16 protein-coding genes are annotated in these 15,831 nt (G+C 70.3%); 6 read left to right on the top strand and 10 right to left on the bottom strand.

Going from position 1 to position 15,831, the window contains the following annotated elements; translation table 11 throughout:
• Positions 1–9 precede the first annotated feature (9 nt).
• Genes miaA through ACFQUZ_RS03760 form a run of 3 tightly spaced genes read right to left on the bottom strand, consistent with a single transcriptional unit; the run spans position 10 to position 2,180 of the window.
• A complete protein-coding gene (gene miaA / locus ACFQUZ_RS03770) occupies positions 10–954 on the bottom strand; it encodes a tRNA (adenosine(37)-N6)-dimethylallyltransferase MiaA (RefSeq protein ID WP_377437586.1) in 945 nt (314 codons plus the stop codon).
• On the bottom strand, positions 951–1,685 hold the full coding sequence (locus ACFQUZ_RS03765) for a class III extradiol dioxygenase subunit B-like domain-containing protein (protein ID WP_377437585.1): 735 nt from the start codon (positions 1,683–1,685) through the stop codon (positions 951–953). Before ACFQUZ_RS03765 ends, miaA begins: the two co-directional genes overlap by 4 nt.
• 45 nt (positions 1,686–1,730) lie before the next feature.
• A complete protein-coding gene (locus tag ACFQUZ_RS03760; RefSeq protein ID WP_377437583.1) occupies positions 1,731–2,180 on the bottom strand; it encodes a hypothetical protein in 450 nt (149 codons plus the stop codon).
• A gap of 337 nt (positions 2,181–2,517) precedes the next feature.
• On the opposite strand from ACFQUZ_RS03760, the gene ACFQUZ_RS03755 reads away from it, so the two are divergent.
• Positions 2,518–3,726 (top strand): DUF349 domain-containing protein, encoded by a 1,209-nt coding sequence (locus ACFQUZ_RS03755; RefSeq protein ID WP_377437581.1) that lies wholly within the window; start codon positions 2,518–2,520, stop codon positions 3,724–3,726.
• 181 nt (positions 3,727–3,907) lie between these two features.
• Here the strand turns inward: ACFQUZ_RS03755 and miaB are convergent, their stop codons facing one another.
• Positions 3,908–5,413 carry a tRNA (N6-isopentenyl adenosine(37)-C2)-methylthiotransferase MiaB gene (gene miaB, locus ACFQUZ_RS03750; RefSeq protein WP_377438115.1) on the bottom strand — a complete coding sequence of 502 codons (1,506 nt, stop codon included), beginning with the start codon at positions 5,411–5,413 and terminating at the stop codon, positions 3,908–3,910.
• Positions 5,414–5,758: 345 nt separating this feature from the next.
• On the opposite strand from miaB, the gene ACFQUZ_RS03745 reads away from it, so the two are divergent.
• Positions 5,759–6,022: a DUF2277 family protein gene (locus ACFQUZ_RS03745; protein WP_377437579.1), complete on the top strand. Its 264-nt coding sequence runs from the start codon at positions 5,759–5,761 to the stop codon at positions 6,020–6,022.
• 66 nt (positions 6,023–6,088) lie between these two features.
• Here ACFQUZ_RS03745 and ACFQUZ_RS03740 read toward each other — a convergent pair whose 3' ends face one another.
• The gene (locus ACFQUZ_RS03740) at positions 6,089–6,571 is read right to left on the bottom strand and encodes a hypothetical protein (RefSeq protein WP_377437578.1); all 483 of its coding nucleotides are present in this window, start codon (positions 6,569–6,571) and stop codon (positions 6,089–6,091) included.
• A gap of 376 nt (positions 6,572–6,947) precedes the next feature.
• On the opposite strand from ACFQUZ_RS03740, the gene ACFQUZ_RS03735 reads away from it, so the two are divergent.
• From ACFQUZ_RS03735 to ACFQUZ_RS03720, 4 genes are all read left to right on the top strand, one after another.
• Positions 6,948–7,694, top strand: a complete 747-nt coding sequence (locus ACFQUZ_RS03735) for an amino acid ABC transporter ATP-binding protein (RefSeq protein WP_377437577.1) — start codon at positions 6,948–6,950, stop codon at positions 7,692–7,694.
• A 69-nt stretch (positions 7,695–7,763) separates the two neighbouring features.
• On the top strand, positions 7,764–8,645 hold the full coding sequence (locus ACFQUZ_RS03730) for a glutamate ABC transporter substrate-binding protein (RefSeq protein WP_377437576.1): 882 nt from the start codon (positions 7,764–7,766) through the stop codon (positions 8,643–8,645).
• A gap of 44 nt (positions 8,646–8,689) precedes the next feature.
• Positions 8,690–9,397, top strand: a complete 708-nt coding sequence (locus tag ACFQUZ_RS03725) for an amino acid ABC transporter permease (RefSeq protein ID WP_377437575.1) — start codon at positions 8,690–8,692, stop codon at positions 9,395–9,397.
• Positions 9,394–10,353: an amino acid ABC transporter permease gene (locus ACFQUZ_RS03720; RefSeq protein WP_377437574.1), complete on the top strand. Its 960-nt coding sequence runs from the start codon at positions 9,394–9,396 to the stop codon at positions 10,351–10,353. Before ACFQUZ_RS03725 ends, ACFQUZ_RS03720 begins: the two co-directional genes overlap by 4 nt.
• Positions 10,354–10,417: 64 nt before the next feature.
• On the opposite strand, the gene rny is transcribed toward ACFQUZ_RS03720, so the two are convergent.
• The 5 genes from rny to recA all read right to left on the bottom strand — a co-directional run bounded on the left by rny (position 10,418) and on the right by recA (position 15,731).
• Entirely contained in the window at positions 10,418–12,190 is a 1,773-nt protein-coding gene (gene rny, locus ACFQUZ_RS03715; protein ID WP_377437573.1) for a ribonuclease Y, read from the bottom strand.
• 469 nt (positions 12,191–12,659) lie between these two features.
• Positions 12,660–12,989, bottom strand: coding sequence for a nucleoside triphosphate pyrophosphohydrolase family protein (locus ACFQUZ_RS03710; protein WP_377437571.1), 330 nt, complete (start codon positions 12,987–12,989; stop codon positions 12,660–12,662).
• A gap of 40 nt (positions 12,990–13,029) precedes the next feature.
• A complete protein-coding gene (locus tag ACFQUZ_RS03705) occupies positions 13,030–13,734 on the bottom strand; it encodes a 3-keto-5-aminohexanoate cleavage protein (RefSeq protein ID WP_377437570.1) in 705 nt (234 codons plus the stop codon).
• Between the two features lie 116 nt (positions 13,735–13,850).
• The gene (locus tag ACFQUZ_RS03700) at positions 13,851–14,621 is read right to left on the bottom strand and encodes a regulatory protein RecX (protein WP_377437569.1); all 771 of its coding nucleotides are present in this window, start codon (positions 14,619–14,621) and stop codon (positions 13,851–13,853) included.
• Between the two features lie 63 nt (positions 14,622–14,684).
• A complete protein-coding gene (gene recA / locus ACFQUZ_RS03695; protein WP_377437567.1) occupies positions 14,685–15,731 on the bottom strand; it encodes a recombinase RecA in 1,047 nt (348 codons plus the stop codon).
• Positions 15,732–15,831 lie beyond the last annotated feature (100 nt).

Genomic DNA, 15,831 nt, shown 5'->3' with positions numbered 1-15,831 from the left:
TCCCCATCATCACTCACCGGCCACCAGCGCCGTGCGGGCGGCCTCGATCAGGTCCGACCGGCCGGCATCCAGCCAGCGCACGCGCGGGTCCCGGCGGAACCAGGACCGCTGCCGCCGGACGAACCGGCGGGTTGCCCGGATCGTCTCGTCCCGTGCCTGTTCGTCGGACAGTTCGCCGTCGAGCAGCCGGAGCACCTGCTGGTAACCGAGGGCACGCCCCGCCGTCCGCCCGGTGCGTAACCCGTGGTCCGCCAACCTCCGCACCTCGTCGACCAGCCCTCGCCGCCACATGAGGTCGACCCGGGCGGCGATTCGCTCATCGAGCACGGCCGTGTCCAGGTCGACGCCGAGCTGCACGGCGGGGTAGTAAGGCCGAGGTTCGGGTAACCCGGCCCGGAACGGACCGCCGGTCAACTCGATCACTTCGAGCGCGCGGACGATCCGCCGACCGTTTCCGGGCAGGATGCCGGCCGCGGCCACCGGGTCGGCGGCAAGCAGCCGCGCGTGCAGCGGTGCCGGGCCGACGGCCGCCAGCTCTGCCTCAAGCCTGGCCCGCAACGCCGGGTCGGTGCCGGGAAACTCGAACTCCTCCAGCACCGCGCGGACGTACAGCCCCGATCCGCCGACCAGCAGCGGTACGCGGTCGCGGGCCAGCACGTCGTCCACGGCAGCCCGGGCCAGCCGCTGGTATTCGGCCACGCTCGCCGGCTCGGTGACGTCCCATATGTCCAGCAGATGATGCGGTACGCCGTCCCGCTCGGTCTCGGTAAGTTTGGCCGTGCCGATGTCCATTCCGCGGTAGAGCTGCATCGAGTCGGCGTTGACCACCTCGCCGCCGAGGGCGTGGGCCAACGCGATGCTGAGCGCCGACTTGCCCGCCGCGGTGGGCCCGACGACCGCGACGACCCGTCCCGTCAACGCCGCCCCCGGACCACCGGCCCCGCCCCGCATCATCGGATCGGCTCCCAGTTGGCGACGAGATAGCCGACGCCGTAGGGCGCCGAGTGGTGTCGAAGCTCCCCGCGCCAGGCTCCGGGCGTCGAGCGGACGGCACCGGCGAGCACCTGCCAGGCCGCCCGGCCCGCCACCGTCAGCTCCGCCGAAACCCCCGGGTCCATGCCGAGCAGCGCCTCGGTGTCCGCGTCGGCCAGGGCCCGGGCCACCTCCTCGTCGTACGCCAGGGCGCGTGGATCGTGGTAACCGGGGGCCCGCTCGTCCCGGCGGGCCGTCCCGTCCCCGAGCACCAGCAGCGCGGTCCGGCGCCCCGCACGATCGGCGAGCCGCTCGCCGAGCCGGAGGCACGTCGACGAGGGGGCGTCGACGGTGACGGCTTCGGCGTGCCGGGGCAGGTTCGTGCCGGTCCGGTTGAGCAGCCAGGCGCCGATCGTCAGGCTCAGCGGCAGGTCGGGTCCACCGGACGACGGGCCACCGCCCGGCGTCGTCCCGAGCGAAATGGCCAGCGGCACCCCGTACGGCCACAGGGTGCCGGAGGCCCCGGCACCGAACCCGGTGGTCTCCGGGCCGCCGCCGACCAGGATGATCTCGTCCGGCCCGGCGGCGAGCAGAGCGACGAGGGCGTCGTCGCAGGCGCCGCGTAGCCCGTTCAACTCCGGGGCGGCGTCGCCCGCGACCTCGGGAACGATCAGCGGTGGGTGTGGGCAGACGGCGGCGGCGACCAGTGGCACCTGGCCACCGTAGCGGTCACGCCACCGCCGTCCGCGCCGGTGTCGTCAGCCGGTGTGGTCGCCCCAGCCGCCCTGGATCATGGTCTGGAACCGCCACTGCCCACCGGTCTTGACCAGCACGTCCGCGTACCGCACCCGCTGCCGCTGACCGTCGATCGTGAACTCGGCGTCGGTGAAGACCACCGCCAGGCTGGCGGTGAGGAAATGCGGCGTACGCCGGGACTCCATCTGCAGGTCGGCCGAGCCACCCAGCACGGCTGCCATCTGCCGCAGGTACTCGTCGCGGGTGAGCTGCTGGGCCGAGCCCTCGCCAGCGGCATTGTCGGTGACTGTGTTCAGCGGGAACATCGCCAGGTCGGCCGTCGCCGAGACATCACCCGCCGCGGCGTACCCGTCGTACCGGCGGAACCACTCGTCCAGCGCCGCGAGGTCGTCGGAGGTGGGCTGGTAGCCCGAGTCGGCCGGTGGGGTGAGCTGCGAAGCGGTCTGGGTCATTGGGGCTCCTGTCTGCGTACGACCGCGCCTGTCCGCGCGCTCGTTTTGCCGGGCTGGTGATCTGGTCCGTCCGCGGCGCTTGTGGCGCCGCGCTGCCGGAGCGTCGCTCCGGCTCGCCGTACATTATACCGTACAGCGTACGGATCCAGTCGCGTCCGAAGCCGAGGCCGCCGTCGGAGGGGGTAGGACACCATATGGTCACGGTCGGCGACAGGCGCTCGACGCGGGGCGGGTGGCACCTGTGACAATGCCGGGGGAAACTTCTGTGCAATATGCGCCGTGGCGGCGCCCGGCGGAGGATGCCTCCGGCCGGCGCCGGGAGAACGAGGATGGGCACATGACTGACTGGACTGCCTTCGGCCGCGTCGATGCGGATGGCACGGTCTACGTCAAGACGGCCGAGGGCGAGCGTGTTGTCGGCTCGTGGCAGGCGGGTTCACCGGAGGAGGGCCTCGCCCACTTCGCCCGGCGCTTCGCCGACCTGGTTACCGAGGTCGACCTGACCGAGGCCCGCCTCAACTCCGGTGCGGCCGACCCCGCCCACTCCCTGTCCACGTTCCGCCGGATCCGGGCCTCGCTGGCCGAGGCGCACGTCGTCGGGGATATCGACGCCCTCGCCGCCCGGCTGGACAAGCTCAGCACCCTCGCCGAGGAGAAGGCCGGCGAGGCGCGCGCCGCCCGGGAGGCGGCCCGCGCCGAGGCGGTTGCCCGCAAGACGGCCCTTGTCGAGGAGGCCGAGAAGATGGCCGCCGAGTCGACCGGCTGGAAGACCGCCGGCGACCGGCTCAAGGAGATCCTCGACGAGTGGAAGACGATCCGCGGGGTCGACAAGAAGACCGACGGCGAACTGTGGAAGCGGTTCGCCACGGCCCGGGACGGCTTCACCCGCCGGCGTGGGGCGCACTTCGCCACCCTGGACGCCCAGCGCAAGCAGGCCCAGGCGGCCAAGGAGGAACTTGTCACGGAGGCGGAGGCATTGGCCGACTCCACCGACTGGGGCCCCACGGCCGGCCGGCTCAAGGATCTGATGGCCCAGTGGAAGGCGGCCCCCCGAGCCTCCAAGGAGGCCGAACAGCGACTCTGGGAACGGTTCCGCTCCGCCCAGGACGCGTTCTTCAGCCGGCGCAGCGAGGTCTTCTCGGCCCGGGACAACGAGCAGCGGGCCAACCTCGAACGGAAGCAGGCCCTGATCGCCGAGGCGGAGGCGCTCGACGTGGACGCGGACCCACGCGGCACCCAGGCCCGGCTGCGGGAGATCCAGGGGCAGTGGCACGAGGCGGGCCGGGTCCCCCGGGACGCCGCCGCGGGACTGGACCGCCGGTTGCGGGCGGTCGACGAGAAGGTCCGACAGGCGATGGACTCGGCGTGGCGGCGGACCGAGCCGTCGGCCAACCCGCTGCTGGCGCAGATGCGCGAGCAGGTGGCCGAGGCCGAGCAGCGGCTGGCCCGGGCCAGGGCGGCCGGCGACAACAAGCGGATTCGCGAGGCCGAGAAGGCGTTGGAGGCCAAGCGGCAGTTCCTCAACCTGGCCGAACAGACCAACTGAACTCCGCCATCGGCCCCGGTCCCGTCCTGGGGTCGGGGCCGACGCACGTCCGCCCACGTCCGGTTCCAGTTACCTTGCGTCACGTCGATCGTCACGGGTGGCGCGGGCGCCGGACGGATCTCCGTCTGATGCGACGTGCCCCTGGCGGCCCCTGGCGGCGGATGGCAAGGGGCACATCCTGCTATACGCCGCAGGCGTTCGCGGGAGCGGACGCGGCCGGTGGAGCGCCGATCGTCGGCAGTCCGAGGAGCACACCAGGGGTACGCGGGGAGCGGCCCGCCTCGGCGGCGTCACCGGCCCGGGTCCGTCGGTGCGCCCCGGGTTCGCCGTCGGCGTTGAGGTGGTGCGGGGCGGCGTAGGTGACGGTCGTGTGCACGACGTCACCCGGTCGGATCCGACCGGCCAGGGAGCCGGCCTCGAAATGCACCAGGCGACCGTCCCTGGCCCGGCCGGACAGCCGGCCGGTGCGTTCGTCCTTGCGCCCCTCGCCGACGGCCACCAGCACCTCGACGGTCTCGCCGACCAGCCGCTTGTTCTCCGCCCAGGTGATCTCCTCGACGCAGGCGAGCAACCGCGTGTACCGCTCCTGCACGACCTGCTTGGGCAACTGGTCCGGCATGGACGCGGCCGGGGTGCCCGGACGCTTGGAGTACTGGAAGGTGAACGCCGAGGAGAACCGAGCCTGCCGCACCACGTCGAGGGTGCGTTCGAAGTCCGCCTCCGTCTCGCCCGGGAAGCCGACGATGATGTCCGTGGTGATCGCCGCGTCCGGCATCGCCGCCCTGACCTTGTCGATGATGCCCAGGTAGCGGTCCGCCCGGTAGGAGCGGCGCATGGCCCGCAGCACGTCGTCCGAGCCGGACTGCAACGGCATGTGCAACGAGTGGCAGGCGTTCGGCGTCTCGGCCATCGCGGCGATCACGTCGTCGGTGAAGTCCTTCGGGTGCGGGCTGGTGAACCGGACCCGTTCCAGCCCGTCGATGTCGCCGCAGGCGCGCAGTAGCTTGCCGAACGCGAGCCGGTCACCGAACTCCACCCCGTAGGAGTTGACGTTCTGGCCGAGCAGGGTGACCTCCAGGACGCCCTCGTCCACCAGCGCCCGCACCTCGGACAGGATGTCGCCGGGGCGGCGGTCCTTCTCCTTGCCCCGCAGGGACGGCACGATGCAGAACGTGCAGGTGTTGTTGCAACCAACGGAGATCGACACCCAGCCCGCGTAGGTCGACTCCCGCCGAGCCGGGAGGGTGGACGGGAACACCTCCAGCGACTCCAGGATCTCCACCTCGGCGGCGGCGTTGTGCCGGGCCCGCTCCAGCAGCACCGGCAGCGAGCCGATGTTGTGGGTGCCGAACACCACGTCCACCCAGGGGGCCCGCCTGACGATCTCGCCCCGGTCCTTCTGCGCCAGGCAGCCGCCCACGGCGATCTGCATGCCCGGCCGCCTGGTCTTGGTCGGCCGCAGGTGTCCCAGGTTGCCGTAGAGCCGGTTGTCCGCGTTCTCCCGGACGGCACAGGTGTTGAACACCACGACGTCAGGCTCGTCGGTGCTCGCCGCCCGCACGTACCCGGCATCCTCGAGCAGACCGGAGATCCGCTCGGAATCGTGCACGTTCATCTGGCAGCCGTAGGTCACGACGTTGTAGGTCCTTGCCACCGGTGCTCCAGCCCCTCTCCCTCGCCCCCCCAGCGTAGTGCCCTCCCGCGGGTCGACCGACGGCGATGCCCGCCGCCGGCGGACGTCCCCGGGGCGGCACGGCAACCAGGGTCAGGACCCCGGGCAGCAGAGCGCGAGGATCAGGTGGGCGAGCCAGGCACCCCGAGACGGCTGAGCAGGTCGAGACCGGTTCGTGGGTGGCCCGGTCGGGCGTCCACCATGATGCTCCCTGGACCGATGGGGACAACCTCGCCGGCGTCGAGGGTCGGCGGCCTCGTTCGTCCTCGGCAAGGATAGGGAGTTCCTGACATGGTGTCACCGTCCCGGTGACCAGATCGCTACCGCCGCGGTTCGCCGGCCGGCGGAGACGGAGGAGACATGTGCCGCAGTATCAAGACCCTGCGGGAGCCGTACGCCGAGGTGGTGACCGAGGCCGACATCGAGGCCGCCGCCCTGCAGTACGTCCGCAAGATCAGTGGCTTTCGTAAGCCCGCTCCGCACAACGCCGAGGCGTTCGACGCGGCGGTCGCCGCGGTGGCCGAGGCGACCCGGGTGCTGCTCGACCAGCTGGTGATCGGCCGGCCGGCTCGAGCCCATGCCGGGTCGGGAGCGGAGCCCGCCTCCCATTCCCCGTCGATCTAGGGAAGATGGCTGCTAGCCGATCTCTAATCGCGACCATCTGCCCTAGATCGACGGGGAGGGGCGGGTTCAGGCCGCGGCCAGCGCGGGCAGCACGGAGTCGGGTGCCCATCTGGACCGGCGACATTGTGACCAGCCCTGACAACCGGACAGCCCGGTGCTGCACAACCGCTGGTTGGTCAACATCTCGCCGTCGTCGGTCTCCACGACGTCGAAATGCACGGCGCGTACGGTTCCGTCCGGTGTGACCAGCAGGTGCCGACTGCCGTCGTAGGTGTCGTCGGCGAGCAGGCAGCCCTTCCCGAGCCCTCGCGCCAACGCCGCGATAGCGGTGTGCTCGGGGAGTCCGGGCGGCGGTCCGTAGCAGTCGACGGATAGCGCGAAGTCGCCCGGACGCCGCCACACGTCGGCGAGCACCGCGCCGACCGGGATCCGGGCGGGGTGCCGGTCGCCGAGCGGCACCACCGGCCGACCGAGCGCCTCGGCCAGCGCCTGGTAGACCTCGACGCGTACGACATCGTCGTCGACCTTCCAGTTCCACAACTCGGTCATGCCGCCTCCTCACCACGCCCGCCACGAGCCCCTCGGGATCGGGCCTACTGACGATGGTGCCGGGTGGCTGGGAATGATCGGGGGCGAAGTTACCGGTCTGTGACCATTTCAGCCCAATTTGTCGCGCCGATGCCGCCTCACGTTCGACGGACCACACGGTACCGTCGCTGCCGCCCTGGCCCCGAATCAACACGCCTGCCCGTCACGGACGGTGGCCCGACGACCCCAACCGGCGGCCGATCGGCCCGCTGTTACGGCTCCGTGACCATTCCGGTTGCGCTCGCACACAAACGCCCGCCTAGAGTGGCCCCACCAGAGGTGATGCCACTGTGCGTGCAACCCCCAGCCCTCGGCGAGAACAGGACGGTGGACGACGGTGACGACGGGCGAACCGCTCATCGTGCTCGAAGCGGTAAACAAGTGGTTCGGCCCCCTGCACGTGCTCGACGACGTGAACCTGTCGGTCGGTCGGGGCGAGGTCGTCGTGGTGATCGGACCGTCCGGGTCCGGCAAGTCCACGTTGTGCCGGACCATCAACCGGTTGGAGCCCATCACGTCGGGTTCCATCACTTTCGACGGCAAACCGCTGCCCGAGGAGGGCCGTCCGCTGGCGAAGCTGCGCAGCGACGTCGGCATGGTGTTCCAGTCCTTCAACCTCTTCGCGCACAAGACGATTCTGGACAACGTCACCCTGGGCCCGATCAAGGTACGCAAGGAGAAGTCGGCGGCCGCCCGGGAGCGGGGGATGGCCCTGCTCGACCGGGTGGGCATCGCGAACCAGGCGGAGAAGTACCCGGCCCAACTCTCCGGCGGCCAGCAGCAGCGCGCCGCGATCGCCCGCGCACTGGCCATGCAACCCAAGGCGATGCTCTTCGACGAGCCCACCAGCGCCCTCGATCCGGAGATGGTCGGCGAGGTGCTGGACGTGATGACCTCGCTCGCGCGCGACGGCATGACAATGGTGGTGGTGACCCACGAGATGGGCTTCGCCCGGCACGCCGCCAACCGGGTCATCTTCATGGCCGATGGCCAGCTCGTCGAGGACGCGCCCCCGGAGGAGTTCTTCGGCAACCCGCGCAGCGAGCGGGCGAAGGACTTCCTTTCCAAGATCCTTACACACTAGGCGTCCACCGTGGAGCGTGTCGTGGCCGGGGACCGGCACGGCACGCTCCGTCGAAGAAGGGGTAGAACAATGCGATTCACTCGGATGGCGGCGCTGACCGCGGTGGCGGCGCTGTCGCTCACGGTCGCCGCCTGCGGCGGCGACGACGGCGGCGACGAGGGCACCGGCGCCGGCAGCAAGACCTTCGAGGCCGGCAGCACCATGGAGCGGCTGAACAAGGCCCAGGCGATCAAGGTCGGCACCAAGTTCGACCAGCCCGGTTTCGGGCAGAAGGGCCTTTCCGGCAAGCCGGAGGGCTTCGACGTCGAGATCGCCAAGATCATCGTTAAGGAACTCGGCATTCCCGAGGACAAGATCGAGTACGTCGAGACGCCGTCCAAGGTCCGCGAGGACGTGATCGTCAACGACACCGTCGACATGGTCGTCGCCACCTACACGATCAACGACAAGCGCAAGGAGCGCATCGCGTTCGCCGGGCCGTACTACGAGGCCGGCCAGAACATCATGGTCCGCAAGGACGACACGTCGATCACCGGCCCGGACTCGTTCAAGGACGGCACCAAGAAGGTCTGCTCGGTCACCGGATCGACCCCGGCCGAGAAGATCAAGGAGTACGTCAAGGACGTGGCCACCCAGGTGGTGCTCTTCGACACGTACGACAAGTGCCGGGACGCCGTCAAGGGCGGCCAGGTGGACGCGCTGACCACGGACAACGTCATCCTGCTTGGCTACATCGCCAAGGACGAGGGCGCGTTCAAGCTCGCCGGCGACAACTTCACCAAGGAGCCGTACGGCATCGGGGTGAAGAAGGACGACACCGCGTTCCGCAACTTCATCAACGACATCCTGGAGGCGGCGTTCTCCGACGGCCGCTGGAAGAAGGCCTGGGACGACACCGCCGGCAAGTTCGACGCCGAGCTGGGTGACGCGCCGACCGTGAACCGTTACTGAGCAGCTAGACCGACGACCTGGAGGGTGAGCATGGAGGCGGCCGCGTGAGCGTCCTCATCGAGAATTTCGACGTTTTCGCCGGTGGTTTCTGGCTCACCTTCCAGGCCTGCGTACTCGCCGCGATCGGCGCCCTGATCCTGGGCGCCGTCGTGGCGGTGCTCCGCATCTCACCGGTGCCGCCGCTGCGCGCGGTCGGCACCGCCTACGTGAACGTCTTCCGGAACATGCCGCTGACCGTGGTGCTGTTCTTCGCGGCGTTCGGGCTGCCGGCGCTCGGCTCAAACGCCGACTTCCTGCGGATCCCGGTGCTCGACTCGATCTTCAGCCGGCTCGGCACCGACCTGCCGTACTTCCGCTTCGGCGTGATCGCGCTGGTGCTCTACACCGCGGCGTTCGTCTGTGAGGCACTGCGCTCCGGCGTCAACGCGGTGCCCGCCGGCCAGGCCGAGGCCGCGCGGTCGATCGGCCTCACCTTCGGCCAGAATCTGCGGTACGTGGTGCTGCCGCAGTCCTGGAAGGCGTCGGTCGTGCCGCTCGGTTCGGTGATCATCGCAATGATCAAGAACTCGGCGCTTATCGGCTTCTTCGGCGTCGTCGGCGACCTCGCCCAGACCGCCGACCAGCTCACCTCCGCCGAGGGCTACCCCTTCATCCCCGTCGCCATCGGCATCTCGGCCGGCTACCTGATCATGACCGTTCCGCTCGGCGCCATGTTGGACCGGCTGGAGAAGCGACAGGCGGTGGCCCGATGAGCCAGAACAGCGTCCTCTACGACGTACCCGGCCCGCGCCAACGCCGGATCACCCTGATCAGCAGCGTCGTTGCCGGGGTGCTGCTGCTCCTCGGCGCGTACTTCCTGATCTACAAGCCGCTGGACGAGAAGGACCAGTTCTCGATGGAGCTGTGGGGTCCGCTCATCGACCCCGGCAACGAGAACTTCTCCCTCGTGTGGGAGCGGATCGGCCTCGGCCTGAAGAACACGCTGACCGCGGCGGTCTTCGCCATCATCGCGTCGCTGGTGATCGGCACGCTGCTGGCCGTGCTGCGGATCCAGCTCAAGAGCCTGACCCGGCGTCGGTTCACCGGCCTGGCCACGCCCGTGTCGTACCTGCTGCGCGGCCTGAGCTGGACGCTGTCGGTGGTCAGCCGGGTCTGTGTCGAGGTGTTCCGCGGCCTGCCGGTCGTCATCACCATCTTCTTCGTGGCGCGCGGCTTCCCCGAATTCGGGATCACCTTCAGCACCCTCTGGTATCTGGTCATCGGCCTGACGATCTACAACGGTGTGGTCATCGGCGAGATCCTCCGCTCCGGCATGGAGGGGCTGCCCGGCGGGCAGGCGGAGGCCGCCGCCGCCATCGGCCTCGCCCCGATGCAGACCACCCGCATGATCCTGCTGCCACAGGCGTTCCGAATCATGCTTCCGGCGCTGATCAGCCAGCTCGTCGTGGTACTCAAGGACACCTCGCTGGGCTTCATCATCAGCTACGAGGAGACGCTCAACATCGGCAAGCAGATCATCGGCGTGCTGGACAACCCGATCCAGACGTACACGGTGATCGCCGTACTGTTCATCGCGGTGAACTACTCGCTGTCGAAGCTGGCGCAGTACGTCCAGCACCGGCTCGCCCGGGGCCGCCGCTCGTCGACCCGGACCGGCGCCGCCGGCACCGAACTGGAGACGGAGGCCGTGGCGGGCACCGCCACCTGACCCTCCTCCCCCTCCCTCGCCCGGTGGGGTGGGGTAAGGGCGGGCGGGGGCGGGTGGGGTGCTGTCAGCGGGCGATCTCGCTGACCCGGGACTCCCGGACCACCGTGACCCGGATCTGCCCCGGATAGGTCAGCTCCTCCTCGATCTGCTTGGCCACGTCCCGGGCCAGCACGGCGGCGCCGATGTCGTCCACGTCGTCCGGCTTGACCATCACCCGGATCTCCCGGCCGGCCTGCATGGCGAAGACCTTCTCCACGCCCAACTTGCCGCCGGCGATCTCCTCGATCCGCTCCAGCCGTTTCACGTACGCCTCCAGGCTTTCCCGGCGCGCCCCCGGCCGCCCCCCGGAACAGGCGTCGGAGGCCTGCGTGAGCACCGCCTCGATGGTCTGCGGTGGCACCTCGTTGTGGTGCGCCTCGATGGCGTGCACCACGTCCTCGCTCTCACCGTACTTGCGGGCCAGGTCGGCGCCGATGATGGCGTGGCTCCCCTCCACTTCGTGCGTGAGGGCCTTGCCGATGTCGTGCAGGAAGGCGCACCGCTTGATGGTCGGCACGTCCAGGCGCAGCTCGGCCGCCATGACGCCAGCGATGTGTGCCGTCTCGACGAGATGTTTGAGCACGTTCTGCCCGTACGAGGTCCGGTAGCGCAGCCGGCCGAGCAGGGTGACCAGTTCGTCGTGCATCTCGGTGATGCCGACGTCGACCAGCGCGTCCTCGGCGGCTCGCCGGCACAGCCCTTCGACCTCGTACCGGGCCGTGTCGTAAACCTCCTCGATCCGGTGCGGATGGATCCGACCGTCGAGCACCAGCTTCTCCAGGGTCAACCGGCCGATCTCCCGCCGGACCGGGTCGAAGCACGAGAGCAGCACCGCCTCCGGCGTGTCATCGATGATCAGGTTGACCCCTGTGACCGACTCGAAAGCCCGGATGTTGCGACCCTCCCGGCCGATGATCCGTCCCTTCATCTCGTCACCGGGCAGGTGCAGGACGCTGACCACGCTCTCCGCGGTCTGTTCGCTGGCGACTCGCTGGATGGCGTCCACCACTATGTGCCGGGCCCGCTGGTCGGCGGTGCTCCGCGCGTCACTCTCGATGTCCCGGACCAGGATCGCGGCCTCCCGCTTCGCCTGCCCCTCGATGGCGTCCACCAGTTCCTGCCGGGCGGCGTCGACGGTCAGCCCGGCGACCCGCTCCAGTTCGCGGCGGCGCCGCTCCTCCGCTTCGGCGAGTGCCGCGTCCCGCACGGCGAGCGCCGCCTCCCGGGCGTTCAGTTCCGCCGCGGCGGCGGTCAGTTGGCGCTCCCGCTCGGCGAGCCGCTCCACCTCCTCGGTGTGCAACCGCTCCCGCTCGTCCATCCGCTGGGCCCGCCGCTCCACCTCGGCAGCCTGCTCCCGGGTGGTGCTGGCCAGCATGGCGACCTCGCGTTCGCCGCTGCGCCGGGCGGCCGCCCGGACCTGCTCGGCATCGATTTCCGCCTGCCGGTGAGCGCGTTCCAGGACGTTGTCCGCCTCGGCTCGGGCGGCGTCCAACACCCGGAGCGCCTCGGCCCGGGCGGCGTTGGCCTCCGCCTTGGCGGCCGCCGCCTCGGTCCGGGCGGCCGCCGCAGCCGACTTGGCCACGTCGACGCTCGAACTCGCCTCGTCGGCCGCTTCGCGCAGCGCCGCCAGGGACTGCTCCTGCCGGTCGCGCTCGGCGGCGAAGGCCGGATCATCGCGGGCCGGCATTCCGGCGCCACCCATCTGGCGGACCGCCCGGACGCCGATCACCAACGCACCCGCGACGACCACGGTGAGCAGGAGTACGGCGACGAGGAGGACCGCCTCCAGGCCGGTCATGTCGGCACCTCGCACCGGTTCGCGCCGACCGCCGTGTGCCACCCGCTCATGGCCGCCTCCCTCCACCAGCGCGTCGCCGGAGGCATCGCCCTCCGGGCTCGCCCTGCCGTTGTCGAGACGCCCGACCGGGGCGGTGGCTGCGGGTAGCGTCCAGCCAGCGATGTCGAAGACACCGCTGACGGCCGGTGCTGCTGTCGGGCCGCCACCGGACCGGCCGTCCGGGTGCGCCCTATCTGGCCGCTGAGCTGGGCCGAAGTGTTGCCGTACTGTTATGCGATCTATGTTGTGCGCGTTGCCTGCGCTGGTCGGGCATTCTCATTGTGTAAGGCGAGGCTAGGTCGCAAGGGCCCGTTCGGTCAAGGAGTCATGATCGACCTGCCGAGGGTGAGCTGGTCGGTTGGAGCCGGCGATGGTCCGGTCGGTCGGAACCTCGGGTAAACAACGCGGAAAGAGCACAAGATCACCCGGATCAGCGGTTGTCTCCGCTGCCACCTAGGACGCCACGACCCTGACGGCTGGCCAGCTTGGCAAGGTTGGCCGTGGCGATATCGTCCAGCGACAGGTCGAGGTAGTCGGCGAGCACCGCCACGTACCAGAGCACGTCACCAAGTTCCTTACCGATGTCGGCCCGGTCGAGCCGCGACTCCTCGCTGTCGAGGTCGCGGACCCATTTCTTGAACTTCTCGGCGATTTCACCGGACTCACCGACCAGCCCGAGCACCAGGTGAAGCAGTTCGTTCCTTTTGTCACGTGGAGCGGCGGTGCGGAGAGCGCCGCGCTGATACTCGTCCAGATCCATGGCGGACCAGTATGACGAACCGGGTGTCGCCCCCGGTGTGCTACCGGGCACCGACCGCCATCGCCGCGGCGACCAGGGCGGCGTTGTCCGGGGTACGGGATCCGTCGGGCAGGTCGGTGGTGTCCTCCAAGCCGATCCGGCTGTCCAGGCCGAGCCGGACCGCGAGCCGGAGCACATGCCAGACCGCGGGACCCTCCGCGTGCATCAGCACCCTGGGCGATCCCACCGGCAACGCGGCCAGCATCGCCTCCGCGTCGGCGGTCGCCGCCTCCGGCGTCGGGTCCATGCACTCCAGCAGCACCCGCAGGACCGGCACCCGCCAGCCCCGGTAGGCCCGCACCGCGTCCAGGGTCCACAGGCCCGCCTCCACCCCGATCCCCCGCTCGCACAGGGCCGCGGCGACCTCCTCGGCACCCTCCTCATGCGCGTTGACGGAGGCGAAGTCGGGCAGCACCTCCCAGGATCGTACGGCGGCCACCCGCTCCTCGGGCCGCGGAACGATCCAGGCACCCGTGCTCACACCGACCGGTACGCCAGGGCAGGCTGCCCGGATCGCGGTGAGTGCCGCGCCGACCGCCGCCGGATCCAGGGTCTCCGTCTCGTCCGCACCGCGCGGATGGAGGTGGATCGCCGCGGCACCCGCCGCGACGCAGCGTGCCGCGTCAGCGGCCAGTTCGGCGGCGGTGACGGGAACCGCCGGGTGCTCCCGCCGGTCGCGTCCCCCGTTCAGGCATACCTTCAGCATTCGCTACTCCGATCTGCCGCAATCTCCGCTGACCTGCTCGGTCCCGGCTCACCCACGTCGAGTCCCTCGATCATGACGTGGGCAGGCCTGTTGCTTGGGCACCCGGCAACGACTGATCAACTGGACGGCGTCGGGTCCGGGCCGGCGGCGTCCGGCCCGATGGCGTCGGCCACCGCGTCCGCGTCGATCTGATCAGCGAACTCGGCCGCCTCGGCGCTCTGTGCGGCCAACGCGTCCTTGACCGCCCGGATCGCCACACCCGGTGGATAACCCTTGCGGGCGAGCATCCCGACCAGCCGGCGGAACACCGCGTCCGGCTCCCCCCGGACCGTCCGCAGCTTGCGGTCGACAAGCGCCCGCGCGGTCTCCGCCTCGGTCTCCTCGTCCAGCGCGCCGAGCGCCTCGCCGGCCGTCTCCCCGTCGACGCCCCGCTGCCGCAGTTCGTTGGCGAGCGCCCGACGGGCCAGCCCTCGGCCGTGGTGCCGGCTGGTCACCCAGGCCCGGGCGAACGCGGCGTCGTCGATCATGCCGACCTCGTCATACCGGTCGAGCACCGATTCGGCGACCGTCGCGGAGATGCCCTTGCGGGACAACGCGGTGGCCAGTTCGGCACGGGTGCGTGGTCGCACCGCGAGCTGCCGCAGGCAGATCTCCCGGGCAACCTCGGCCTCGTCGCGCGGGGCCGGTGCCCGAGCCGGCTCGTCCCAACCGACGTCACCCTCGCCGTCCGGGTGGAACTCATCGGCCCCGTCCCGGATCCGGCCGTCCTCACCTCGGCTCGGGAATCGGGCTCCGCCACCCCGGCGCCTGCCGTTCGCGGCGCCGGACCGGGGTGGGGCGGCGTCCCAGCCCCGCCCAGTCCGGGCGCCACGTCGTCGTCCTGCCATGTCGTCAGCGGTCGCCGGCCGGAACGGCAGGCGACATCGACGGATGCGTCATCGAACCGACCGTCAGAAGTCCACCGGCGGAAGCTCTGGACCGCCGGCGGCATCGCCGGCACCGGCTCCGACGCCGAGCTTCTCCAGAATCTTCTTCTCGATCTCCGCGGCCACATCCGGGTTCTCCCGCAGAAACTCCCGCGCCTTCTCCTTACCCTGGCCCAGCTGGTCGCCGTCGTAGGTGTACCAGGCGCCGGACTTGCGAATGATCGCCTGCTCAACGCCGACGTCGATAAGCGATCCCTCGCGGGAGATCCCCTTGCCGTACATGATGTCGAACTCGGCCTGCTTGAACGGCGCGGCGACCTTGTTCTTCACCACCTTGACCCGGGTCCGGTTGCCGACCACGTCGGTGCCGTCCTTGAGGCTCTCGATCCGACGCACGTCGAGCCGCACCGAGGAGTAGAACTTCAGTGCCCGGCCACCGGTCGTCGTCTCGGGCGAGCCGAACATGACGCCGATCTTCTCGCGGAGCTGGTTGATGAAGATCGCGGTGGTCCCGCTGTTGTTGAGCACACCGGTGATCTTCCGTAGCGCCTGGCTCATGAGTCGAGCCTGGAGGCCGACGTGGCTGTCCCCCATCTCGCCCTCGATCTCGGCCCGTGGCACCAGCGCGGCGACCGAGTCGATCACGATGATGTCCAGCGCGCCCGACCGGACCAGCATGTCGGCGATCTCCAGCGCCTGCTCGCCGGTGTCCGGCTGGGAGACGAGCAGCGCGTCGGTGTCCACACCCAGAGCCCGCGCGTACTCCGGGTCGAGGGCATGCTCGGCGTCGATGAAGGCGGCGATGCCGCCGGCCCGCTGGGCGCTGGCCACCGCGTGCAGCGCGACCGTGGTCTTACCGCTGGACTCCGGCCCGTAGATTTCCACCACCCGGCCACGGGGCAGGCCGCCCACGCCGAGCGCCACGTCCAGCGCGATGGAACCGGTCGGGATGATCGCGGTCTCCACGACCGGCCGCTCCCCCAACCTCATCACCGAACCCTTGCCGAACTGCTTGTCGATCTGAGCGAGAGCAAGGTCGAGTGCCTTCTCCCGGTCAGGCCCTGCCGCCATGTTCGCCACCCCTGCCTTCGCCGGCATCTTTGAAGAGCTTCTCGTCACGAGCAACACGCTAGGCGCTGGGTCTGACAGAACACAGCCGATCAGGCCGCGC

The sequence above is a fragment of the Plantactinospora sp. GCM10030261 genome (assembly GCF_042666615.1).
GTDB lineage: Bacteria > Actinomycetota > Actinomycetes > Mycobacteriales > Micromonosporaceae > KBS50.
Note: the sequence above shows the minus strand (reverse complement) of the source record. Positions and strands in the feature narration are given on the sequence as shown.

What these genes read in the sequence shown, in the direction of transcription:
- miaA (WP_377437586.1), bottom strand. Translation starts at nt 954, where the DNA reads ATGATGCGGGGCGGGGCCGGTGGTCCGGGGGCGGCGTTGACGGGACGG.
- ACFQUZ_RS03760 (WP_377437583.1), bottom strand. Translation starts at nt 2,180, where the DNA reads ATGACCCAGACCGCTTCGCAGCTCACCCCACCGGCCGACTCGGGCTAC.
- ACFQUZ_RS03755 (WP_377437581.1), top strand. Translation starts at nt 2,518, where the DNA reads ATGACTGACTGGACTGCCTTCGGCCGCGTCGATGCGGATGGCACGGTC.
- ACFQUZ_RS03745 (WP_377437579.1), top strand. Translation starts at nt 5,759, where the DNA reads ATGTGCCGCAGTATCAAGACCCTGCGGGAGCCGTACGCCGAGGTGGTG.
- ACFQUZ_RS03740 (WP_377437578.1), bottom strand. Translation starts at nt 6,571, where the DNA reads ATGACCGAGTTGTGGAACTGGAAGGTCGACGACGATGTCGTACGCGTC.
- ACFQUZ_RS03730 (WP_377437576.1), top strand. Translation starts at nt 7,764, where the DNA reads ATGCGATTCACTCGGATGGCGGCGCTGACCGCGGTGGCGGCGCTGTCG.
- ACFQUZ_RS03720 (WP_377437574.1), top strand. Translation starts at nt 9,394, where the DNA reads ATGAGCCAGAACAGCGTCCTCTACGACGTACCCGGCCCGCGCCAACGC.
- rny (WP_377437573.1), bottom strand. Translation starts at nt 12,190, where the DNA reads ATGACCGGCCTGGAGGCGGTCCTCCTCGTCGCCGTACTCCTGCTCACC.
- ACFQUZ_RS03710 (WP_377437571.1), bottom strand. Translation starts at nt 12,989, where the DNA reads ATGGATCTGGACGAGTATCAGCGCGGCGCTCTCCGCACCGCCGCTCCA.
- ACFQUZ_RS03705 (WP_377437570.1), bottom strand. Translation starts at nt 13,734, where the DNA reads ATGCTGAAGGTATGCCTGAACGGGGGACGCGACCGGCGGGAGCACCCG.
- ACFQUZ_RS03700 (WP_377437569.1), bottom strand. Translation starts at nt 14,621, where the DNA reads ATGGCAGGACGACGACGTGGCGCCCGGACTGGGCGGGGCTGGGACGCC.
- recA (WP_377437567.1), bottom strand. Translation starts at nt 15,731, where the DNA reads ATGGCGGCAGGGCCTGACCGGGAGAAGGCACTCGACCTTGCTCTCGCT.